Source organism: Nocardia sp. NPDC003345, assembly GCF_053589395.1.
On sequence record NZ_JBSFRU010000275.1, the window covers coordinates 1 to 9,089 of the forward strand.

Annotated in this window: 8 protein-coding genes, 1 tRNA gene and 1 pseudogene; 6 read left to right on the forward strand and 4 right to left on the reverse strand. The window is 67.8% G+C overall.

Going from position 1 to position 9,089, the window contains the following annotated elements; all coding sequences use genetic code 11:
* A pseudogene (locus tag ACWDU1_RS24570) lies at nucleotides 1-436 on the forward strand (DNA primase); the annotation flags it as partial.
* On the opposite strand, the gene ACWDU1_RS24575 reads toward ACWDU1_RS24570, so the two are convergent.
* The gene (locus ACWDU1_RS24575; protein ID WP_450001914.1) at nucleotides 433-681 is read right to left on the reverse strand and encodes a hypothetical protein; all 249 of its coding nucleotides are present in this window, start codon (nucleotides 679-681) and stop codon (nucleotides 433-435) included. The pseudogene ACWDU1_RS24570 and the gene ACWDU1_RS24575 sit on opposite strands and share 4 nt — an antisense overlap.
* A gap of 206 nt (nucleotides 682-887) precedes the next feature.
* Here ACWDU1_RS24575 and ACWDU1_RS24580 point away from each other — a divergent pair.
* The 5 genes from ACWDU1_RS24580 (at nucleotide 888) to ACWDU1_RS24600 (ending at nucleotide 6,134) form a co-directional block, all read left to right on the forward strand.
* A tRNA-Asn gene (locus ACWDU1_RS24580) sits at nucleotides 888-960 on the forward strand.
* Nucleotides 961-1,413: 453 nt separating this feature from the next.
* Entirely contained in the window at nucleotides 1,414-1,626 is a 213-nt protein-coding gene (locus ACWDU1_RS24585; protein WP_450001916.1) for a hypothetical protein, read from the forward strand.
* A 55-nt stretch (nucleotides 1,627-1,681) separates the two neighbouring features.
* Nucleotides 1,682-2,557, forward strand: coding sequence for a Fic family protein (locus tag ACWDU1_RS24590; protein WP_450001918.1), 876 nt, complete (start codon nucleotides 1,682-1,684; stop codon nucleotides 2,555-2,557).
* Between the two features lie 185 nt (nucleotides 2,558-2,742).
* A complete protein-coding gene (locus tag ACWDU1_RS24595; RefSeq protein WP_450001920.1) occupies nucleotides 2,743-4,188 on the forward strand; it encodes an ATP-binding protein in 1,446 nt (481 codons plus the stop codon).
* A gap of 146 nt (nucleotides 4,189-4,334) precedes the next feature.
* Complete coding sequence (locus ACWDU1_RS24600) at nucleotides 4,335-6,134, forward strand: APC family permease (RefSeq protein ID WP_450001921.1); 1,800 nt, start codon at nucleotides 4,335-4,337, stop codon at nucleotides 6,132-6,134.
* Nucleotides 6,135-6,165: 31 nt separating this feature from the next.
* Here the strand turns inward: ACWDU1_RS24600 and ACWDU1_RS24605 are convergent, their stop codons facing one another.
* Genes ACWDU1_RS24605 through ACWDU1_RS24615 form a run of 3 tightly spaced genes read right to left on the reverse strand, consistent with a single transcriptional unit; the run spans nucleotide 6,166 to nucleotide 8,956 of the window.
* On the reverse strand, nucleotides 6,166-7,026 hold the full coding sequence (locus ACWDU1_RS24605) for an HpcH/HpaI aldolase/citrate lyase family protein (RefSeq protein ID WP_450001923.1): 861 nt from the start codon (nucleotides 7,024-7,026) through the stop codon (nucleotides 6,166-6,168).
* A gap of 39 nt (nucleotides 7,027-7,065) precedes the next feature.
* Entirely contained in the window at nucleotides 7,066-8,241 is a 1,176-nt protein-coding gene (locus ACWDU1_RS24610; protein WP_450001925.1) for an MFS transporter, read from the reverse strand.
* 7 nt (nucleotides 8,242-8,248) lie between these two features.
* A complete protein-coding gene (locus ACWDU1_RS24615) occupies nucleotides 8,249-8,956 on the reverse strand; it encodes a GntR family transcriptional regulator (protein ID WP_450001927.1) in 708 nt (235 codons plus the stop codon).
* Nucleotides 8,957-9,089 lie beyond the last annotated feature (133 nt).

Here is a 9,089-nt window from a genome sequence, read left to right on the forward strand (position 1 = left end):
GATCGCGGGTCCGGCGTTCGACGCCCTGGAAACCGACGCCTTCACCCATCCCGCCTATATCGAGGTGCGCCGCCTCATGGGCGAAGCGGGTGGTGCCGCGGCCGGGTTGTCGGGCGCCGACTGGATCCACGCCATCGCCGACCGCACCGACGACCTCACACTGCGCGCCATGATCTCGGAACTGGCCAGCGAGCCGCTACCGGTGAAGACGACCAACGATATTCCGCGCTTCATCACCGGCGTGCTGGCCAACGCGCAGGCCGCGTGGGTCGGCCGCCAGATCGCCGAACTCAAATCCCGCCTGCACCGCGTGTCCTCGGTGGACGACCCGGACACCTATATGGCCCTGTTCGGCGATCTGGTGGCGCTGGAGCAGTACCGCAAGAGCCTGCTCGAACAGGCCATGGGCAACGACGGCCATTCGGCCGCCGGTTAACGCCGGCGCAGCTGGTCGTGCGGGACCATTACCGTGGTCCGCTCGTCCAGCGGCTCCATCGGCTCCAGTTTCGGCCGAGTGCTCAACCGGTCCGACAGTCTCTGCCGGCTCACCATCACCAGCTTGCGCGTCACCGGGCTGCCGGCCACCGCACGGGCACTGGCGCTGATCTGCTCATAGCGCGCCCGTCCGGCCTTACTGCCCAGCACATAACCGGCAGCGATACCGATGATCAACCGCAGCATTTCGGTCGAGCTCCTCCCAGTAGTCCGTGCCGCCCCATCCTGCCCGACCGCACCGACGCCTGTCGATCCGGCGCCGCGGCGGACCGGCCGCTCAGCCCCCGTTTTCCGGCCCCGTCTCCGGCCCGACCCCGCGATTTGGGCGCGCGCCCACCCATACGCTAGAGTTTCCTCTCGGCCAGCCCGGTACGGGCGGGGCCGGTGAGCAATCCCCTATAGCTCAATTGGCAGAGCAGCCGACTGTTAATCGGCAGGTTACTGGTTCGAGTCCAGTTGGGGGAGCAGCAAAGCAGGTCGGACCGGACAGCATGGTTCGACCTGCTTTTCTTTTCGGCCGATCACCAAAAAGTATGCCGACGTTACGCGCCCGGTTTCCATTCGGTCGAACGAAACGGCGATCGTTCTTGTATTCCTGGCGCTTCGGGTTGAGTACAGCCGCCGCCCGATGGGTGGATGCGGTCGGTCATTTCGCTGCGGGGGCATCTGGCGCCCCGGCGCTCGCTGTCACTGTGGCACGGGTTCGGCGAATCGAGGCGGGGCAGCCGGCGGTGACTCCGGTGGGTGATCGACTACACCGAGCTCATGGACCCTCGCCTGGGCGCTGCGCTCCCGCGGGATCCGGCGACCAGGCGGTGGATCTCTCTCAGTCGGACCTTCCGCGATCGCCCAATGAAATTAACTTTAGGTACTCTAAGGTTAGGTTTCTGAGGCGATGTTCAACGTTGAGGAGGGGCCGTGGCGAGGTACGAGGAACGGGTGTGGCAGCCGTCGGACGAGGGCCTGCTCGCCCGCCGTGATCGGCAGGCCGGAACTTACCCGGCCTACATACCCGATCCGCTGGGGGTGGACCTTCCGCAGATCGGACCTCGGGCCCAGCAGGCCGCCGAGGATGCGCTGGCAGTGCTGGCCAGGGCCGATGAACGCATCGGGGCCCGGGGCAGCCACTGAGCGGGCCATCGATTCCCTGGCCGATCGGTCCAGGCTCATCACGACACAAGACATCGTGGATCTGCAGCACACCATCGAACCCCGGTTACCGGCCGGTCTGCGCACCGAACAGAACTGGGTGGGCGGACCCGGGTGGAGTCCGTTGCGGGCCGATTTCGTACCCCCACCCGAGTCCGAGGTGCCCGCCCTGGTCGCGGATTTGGCGGCGTTCCTGACCGCCACTCACGGCAATCCGGTCGTGCGGGCCGCGATCGCCCACGCGCAGTTCGAGACGATCCACCCGTTCATCGACGGCAACGGACGCACCGGCCGCGCACTGATCCACACCGTGCTGCGACGCTGTGACGCCCTGCGGCACACCCTGATCCCGATCAGCGCCGTTTTCGCTGCCCGCACCGACATCTATCTGGCAGGCCTGACCTCCTACCGTGATCCGGAACCGCACACCGACGACTGGGTCATCGGGTTCGCCCAGGCCGCCGAGCAGGCAGCGCAAACCGGAGTGCGGCTGGCCCGAGACGCCGCCGCGCTCGACGAACAACTCCTGCAACGCCTGGTCGAGCACCGTCGCCGACAGGGCACCAGCCCCGCCGTACCCCGTCGGGACGCGGTAGCTATGAAGATTCTCGCGGACCTGTCCATACATCCGGTACTCACCACAGAATCGGCCGCCACCCGGTATGGCGTGTCGGCCGTCGCCGCCCACCGTGCCCTCGCCGAGCTTTCCGATGCCGGAATACTCGGCCGCTCGAAGAATCACAAGGGCAAAATCGTGTGCTTCACCGCCGACGCCCACCTGGGTCTTACTTCCCTCGCCGAGCGCGCCAACCGGGTCGGGGCCGGTGATACCGACCATCGGCGACCCGATCAGGGGCCACCGCCACCGGCGGTGGACCGTTTCGGCCGGCTACGTACCGCTTCACCGGAGTAACTCCGGGCCTCGGTCGGCGACTGCACCCGTCACCGGCCCGGTTATGGGCCCCTGGTGTCCGATCTGCGCACCCTTTCGGCTCGGCACCGGTATCGGCGTCCCGCGTTCTGTATTACTTCCGTATCCGATACTATCGCTGTCGATAGTATCGGTGACGACAGTATGGTGGCAGGGCGGGAGCGCGCATGGTCGACTTCATCGGACGACAACATGAGCTGGGCATCCTCACTACCGCACTGTCCGGAGTGCGGGCAGAAATGGGGACCGCGCGACCGGGGCGTTGCCTGGTGCTGCGCGGGCGACGCAGGATCGGTAAATCCGCTCTGGTGGAAGAGTTCGTGGACCGGAATCGGGTGCCGAATATCTACTACACCAGCGAGATCGGGTTCGGCACCGACCCACTGGCGTCGTTCGTCGACGAGGTGCGCAGTTCGTCGCTGCCGGGTGCCGATATCTTCGCCGAGGCCTTGCCCGGAAACTGGACCGCGGCGTTGCGCCAGCTCGCCGGCATTCTGCCGACGGATGAGCCCAGCGTGGTGGTGCTGGACGAAGTGCCGTACTTGATGGACCCCGACGGAGCATTCGAGAGCGTCCTGCAACGAGCGTGGGATCGCGAACTGTGCCGCAAACCGGTGCTGCTGATTCTCATCGGTTCCGATCTGGCCATGATGCAGGCACTCACCTCCTATGGGCGTCCCTTCCACCAGCGCGGTACCGAAATGCGGCTGGGTCCACTCAATCCCCACGATGTCGCGGATATGACCGGGCTGGAGCCGGCGGCGGCGTTCGACGCTGCCCTGGTCACCGGAGGGTTGCCGGTCATCACGGCGCGGTGGCGGGCGGGCGACGATGTCGAAGCCTTTCTTTCCCGGGAGCTGGCAGACCCGTTGAGCCCGTTGGTTGTCTCCGCGCAGCTGTCCCTGGCTGCCGAATTCCCGGACAGAAGTCAGGCCCGTCAAGTCTTGGCGGCAATCGGTAGCGGCGAACGCAGCTTCACCAATATCGCCCGAGCAGCAGGCGGCATTTCGCACTCCACGCTGACGAGGGCCACAGAAGTCTTGATCACCAAGGGTGTTGTGGCAGCGGAGCTGCCGATCAGCCTCACACCCTCCAAAGAACGCCGTTACCGGATCACCGACCCGTACCTGCGCTTCTGGTTGACCTTCCTGGGGCCGCATCTCACCGAGCTGGACCGGATGCGTCCGGACCTCACCCTCGAGCGAATCCGCCGTGGCTGGACGAGCTGGCGTGGCCGGGCCGTGGAACCGCTGGTCCGGGAATCACTTGCGCGTCTGCTGCCCGCACAGGGCATCCCGTCGGCCCCCGCGATCGGGGGCTACTGGACTCGCAGCAACGATGTGGAAATCGATATCGTCGGCGCGGACCGGGAGCCGATCGCCCACGAACTCGCATTCCTCGGGTCGATCAAATGGCTGGAGAACTCTCCCTTCGACACCCACGATCTGACCGCACTGCAGTATCACCGCCATCGTGTCACCGACGCCCCGATTCCCCTCGTCGCGGTCGCGAGGTCCGGAGTAACCACCACGCATATCGACGCCGGGTTCACGCCACCGGACCTTCTCCGGGCCTGGCAACCCGGCGGCCCCGGGGATTCTCCGGAAAGATGATGGCGGCCGCCGCGCCGGGATCGGCCGGCGAGGTCCGGGGTCGCGGACGTGGCTGTTCCCGGGCCTGAAACCGGGGTGGGGCATGGTCTGTCAAGATCGCGTAAGCGGCGGGGCCGCCGGCTGCCGGAGGGGCCCACACTCGTGCGATGACCGCTGTATTACACGAGGCCGATGCCGGGGCGCAACGCCCGCTTCCGGCCGGCCGCAGGCGAGGTTTGACCGTACCCACCGGTTTGGCGGGGTTGTCACTGGATGCGATGGCGTCGGTGTCCTACGGTCCCGAGGCCATCGTGCTGGTGCTGGCCGTGGCCGGAGCGGCCGGGTTGGGTATGACGGTGCCCGTGACCGCCGCGATCGCGGTACTGCTGGCGGTGCTGATCGCGTCGTATCGCCAGGTCGTCGCTGCGTTCCCGGACGGCGGTGGGGCATATGCGGTGGCGAAACGCTACCTGGGCCCGCGTACCGGGCTGGTCGCAGCGGCTTCGCTGATCGTCGACTACGTGCTCAATGTCGCGGTATCGGTCGCGGCCGGTGTGGCGGCACTGACCTCCGCCTTTCCCGAATTGCACGGAGCGGGTATCGAGATCTGTCTCGTGGTGACAGCCGGTATCACCGTGTTGAATCTGTTCGGGATCGTGCACAGCGCGCGCGTTTTCATGGCACCGACGATTCTGTTCGTTGTGGGGATCTTCGCGGTGATCGTCGCGGGGCTGTTCCGCGACGAACCGGCCGAAGCGGCTCCCGCCGCGGTGGCGGCAACCGATATGCAGACTGTCGGGGTCCTGTTGCTGCTCAAAGCGTTCTCGAGTGGGTGTGCGGCATTGACCGGAGTCGAGGCGATCGCGAACGCGGTGCCGAGTTTCGCGGAGCCACGGGTCCGGCGGGCCCAGCGCGCGGAGGTGACTCTCGGCCTGCTGCTGGGCGCCATGCTCCTCGGGCTGGCCGTGCTCATCGAGAAATTCGAGATCCATCCGGTCGCGGGTGTCACTGTGCTCTCCCAGTTGACCAGCGCGACTCTGGGTGACGGGATCGGTTACTACACGGTCCAGTTCGCGACGATCGCACTGCTGGCACTGGCCGCGAACACCTCCTACGGTGGCCTGCCCACCCTGACCAAGCTCCTCGCCGAGGACAACTGCCTGCCGCACCGCTTCGCGGTCGCCTCACCGCGCCGCGTCTACCGGTACGGAGTCCTGACGCTCGGTGCGGGGGCGGCGGTGCTGCTCGTGGGTTCCGGTGGGCAGATGAACACGCTGGTCCCGCTGTTCGCCATCGGTGTCTTCGTGGGGTTCACCATCGCCCAGGCCGGGATGGTGCGGCATTGGTGGCGTCACCGGGGACCGCGCTGGCGGGCGCGCCTGGGGCTCAACGGGTTCGGTGCCACGCTCACCGCGGCCGCGGCCGTGGTGACCACCACGATGAAATTCACGGAGGGCGCCTGGCTGATCGTCCTGGTATTGCCGCTGCTGGTGGTGGCCATGCGACGTGTTCGCCGCACCTACACCCGGATGAGCCGTCATCGCGGGAGCGGACTCCTACCGGCTCCGCCCCGGCCCGGGCCGACCACGGTGGTCGTTCCGGTCGCGGAGGTTTCCGAACTCAGCCACCGCGCGCTGTCCGCGGCGTTGTCGATCGGCACCGAGGTGGTGGCGGTACACGTCCTGCTGCCCGGTGCGGATCGTGCCGAATCGGAGCGGATCTGGGAGCAATGGCACCCGGGGATTCCGTTGGTACTGCTCGACGACGACGCGACGGTCGGCGAACCCATCGCCCGCTTCGTCCGCGACAGTTTCACCGGCTCTCGCACCATCGTCCTGATCGCCGAGATCGATCCACCCGCGGGATGGAATCACCTGTTACCCAGTCACCGCAGTGACGAGATCGAACGTCATCTGCGCCGTCTGCCCGACACCCTGGTGTGTCACCTCCGTATCCAGACGGCCTGACGCGGGGCGGGGTCCGGGAGCCGCCGCCACGTCACGACGAGTGCTCGCCTGCCTGGGCGAGTACCCGGCGCGCCGCGACGGCGACCGCTTCGTCGAGCATCTGCCCATCCAGTTGTACGGCTCCGCTGCCGCCTGCGCGGGCTTCGTCGAGGGCGGCGAGGACGCGCCGGGCCCGGAGGACCGCGCTCTCGGCGGGGGTGAAAATCGCTGTGGTCGTCTCGACCTGGGCCGGATGGATCACCCATTTGCCGTCGAAGCCGAGCGCGCGGGTCCATCCACATGCCCGCCGGAATTGTTCGTCGGCGGTGATACCGAGGTGGGGTCCGTCGATCGCGGCGATCCCGCTCGTGCGGGCGGCGATCAGGACGCGGTCCTGGATCGCGAGCCATTGTTCCGAAGGTGCCGAGGGCGAGCGGCCCAGTGCCGCACCGAGGTCGGCGTACCCGATGATGACTGCCGCGAGCCGGGAGGTGGCCGCAGTGATCCGGTCGATCTCGCGTAGTCCGAGTGGCGTCTCGACGAGGGCCTGTACGCCGATTCCGGTGCCGGAGAGGGCCCGGTCGACGTGGATCAGGTCCGAGGGGGATTCGGTTTTCGGCAGCACGATGCTCGCGAGCCCGGACAGTCCGGCGCACGCGATGAGATCGTCCTCGGCCCAGGGGGTGGTGAGCCCGTTGACCCGGATCGATACGATTCCCGCCGGCCGCGGGGTTTCGCGCAGCAGCCGCTGGGTCAGCTCCCGTGCCCGCTGCTTGCCGGCGGGGGGCACGGCGTCCTCGAGATCGAGGACCACCTCGTCCGCGGTCGAGATCAGGGCCTTGCGGGCCTTGCGTTCATCGGAGCCGGGGGCGACGAGAACGGTGCGCCGGCGGTGGGGGCAGGACTGGGACACTGGTATTCCTTCGAGGAGCGGGCGGTTACCCGGCCCGGGCTATATCTCGCGGGTGGCCGAATGGGTGAGCAGGCCGGAAGAGATCAGCAGCAGGCCGCTGGCGTGGAAGATGGCGCCGACTCCGATCAGGCCGGAGAGGCTGCCCGCCACCACCGGTACCGCGACCTGGCCGATCCGGTTGCCGGCCAGCCGGACCGCGAGCGCGGCGGCGCGGTTGCGGGAATCGGCGATCACGGTCACCCAGGACATGGTGAGCGGCTGGCCGACACCCCAGAAGAACCCCATCAGCAGCATGGCCAGCATGAGCGGGACGACGGCCGAGGTGAACGGGACGAGCGCCATGGGGATGCCCGAGGCCAGGGTGGCGGATACCAGGAGCCACCGCCGCGGCACCTTCCGGAGCAGGATCGGCATGGTCGCGCGGGACAGCACGGAGGTCACGGTCCGGGCGGTGAGCAGGGCGGTGACCGTGGCGACGCTGAGCCCCATCTGCTGACCCAGTACCGGCAGGTAGGCCATCAGCAGGTCCATGGCCGTGAGCACGGTCAGGCTGGAGAAGATCGCGGGTTTCATGCCGGGCGTCGCGAGAAGCCGGAAGGTGGACTGCTGTCCGCCGGCGGCATCGGACCGGCTGACCCGCGTGGTGTTCCCGGGTGCGAACAGGAAGGCCGGCAACACGGCCGCGGCGGCGATCGCGCCCATCACCAGCAGTGCCGGGCCGGTGCTGACCGCGCCCGAATCCTGGGTGGTGAGGGTGGCCACCAGACCGGCGATCGGAAAACCGAGCAGCTGCCCGACCGAAACGCTCAAGGTGAGATGGCCGAAGCGCGAATCCATGAGTTCGGGCGGGGACCACAGCGCGACCATGCTCTGACAGGCCACTGTGTGCAGCATCTGGGCGAGGCCGAGTAACGCGCTGGCGGTGCCGAGAACGAGCAGTTGGGTGCTCGTGGCCGCGAGCACCACGGCGACGACTGTCAGGATCAGGCCGAGGCGCAGGGCCGGAACGGCCAGCCCGCGGTCGACGGCGCGGCCGATCCGCAGCGCGACGACCAGCGGCAACACGGCGAACGCCGCGGTGATGAGGCCTACCGTGAGGCCGTCTCCGCCCAGGGCCAGGGCCCGGTAGGAGATCAGCGTGCGGACGCCGCTGAGAACGGTATGCGACAGCAGCGAAACGGTCGCGACAGCAATGAACCAGGTCGGCCGTCTCACGATCGGTTCAGCGCCCGGTCTCGGTGACGGCCGGCTCCGCTGCTTCGGATCCTCCCGCCCTGAGATCGGTGTTGGTCTGGCGCAGTTCCCAGGCGTGCAGGACATGGTCGCGCATGGCGGTGCGCGCGGCGGCGCCGTCGCGTTGTTCGAGCGCGGCCAGGATCACGTCGTGGTCTTGGTCCAGCGCGTGACAGAACGACTGCACGCCCCACAGGGTGACCGAGGGTTTGAACCGTTCCCACAGGTGCCGCACCGAATCGACCACCGCCGCCGAGGTGCTGGCGTAGATGGCGAAATGCAGTTCCCGGTTGAGTACGGAGAGCCGGGCCGGATCCTCCCCTGCGGCGGTCGCGCGCACCAGGGTCTCGTTGGCCCGCAGGACGGCGCGGTAATCGTCGTCGGTCATTCGCTCGCAGGCGATCTCGCAGGCCAGGCCCTCGAGTTCGGCGCGCATCCGGTAGAGGTCCTGGGCCATCTGGGGCGTGAAATCTCGTACGGTCGCGCCCCGGTGACTGGTGTAGTCGACGGCGCCGTCGGCGGCGAGGATGCGCAGCGCCTCGCGGACGGGGGTGGGGCTCACACCGTATCGCTTGGCGATCGCGGTCTGGCGGAGCTGGTCGCCGGGGTTGATGACGCCTGAATCCATATCGGCCCGCAGGCGCTCGAGCACGTAGGAGGTACGGCTCTGCGGCAGGGGGGCATCGGTTTGGGTCACTGCGGTCGGCTCCTGATCGGACTCGGTCGGCTCCTGCCGGTGCGCCGGGACACCGGCGCGGCTGGCGAGCCCCAGATTAGCACGCCAATATTCGATAGATCAGAAAAAAGATTCTATAGAACATATTGACGAC

Coding starts and splice junctions, on each gene's coding strand:
- ACWDU1_RS24575 (WP_450001914.1), bottom strand. CDS start 681: ATGCTGCGGTTGATCATCGGTATCGCTGCCGGTTATGTGCTGGGCAGT.
- ACWDU1_RS24595 (WP_450001920.1), top strand. CDS start 2,743: ATGGTCGACTTCATCGGACGACAACATGAGCTGGGCATCCTCACTACC.
- ACWDU1_RS24600 (WP_450001921.1), top strand. CDS start 4,335: ATGACCGCTGTATTACACGAGGCCGATGCCGGGGCGCAACGCCCGCTT.